Here is a 407-nt window from a genome sequence, read left to right on the forward strand (position 1 = left end):
CTATTGACGAAAGCTACGCGATCCATGCCAGTCATCTCTTTGATAAGTTCAGCCACCTCTAAGCCTATCTCATGCCGAGTTCCCAAACCAAAACTGTTGTCTATTTGCTGAGTGAGCGCTTTAACTACAAAGGGTGGGCTATGGCCAAACAAATGCGCACCGAACCCCATCGTCATATCAATGTAATCATTACCATCAATATCTTTGACGACAGGCCCGGCAAACTTGGTGCAGACAATCGGGTAAAGTAGCTCTTTTATCGAGGGTTTAAAGCCAATTCCAGAACGGCTATCTGCCATATTTTTACGTACCGCTACCGAATGAATTTTTGATTTAATCGTTCGCTCGTTATATTTAGATATAAATGAAGCCAGATACTTTTTTCTCTCCTCAGACTCAATCGATGG

Annotated in this window: 1 protein-coding gene; it reads right to left on the minus strand. The window is 42.8% G+C overall.

What is annotated here, in order from left to right; genetic code table 11:
- A partial coding sequence (locus tag SLS51_RS23400; protein WP_323840862.1) for an aminotransferase class III-fold pyridoxal phosphate-dependent enzyme occupies positions 1 to 407 on the minus strand: 407 nt, incomplete at both ends.

Origin of the sequence: Photorhabdus africana, assembly GCF_035181445.1 — a bacterium.
Classification (GTDB): Bacteria; Pseudomonadota; Gammaproteobacteria; order Enterobacterales; family Enterobacteriaceae; genus Photorhabdus; species Photorhabdus laumondii.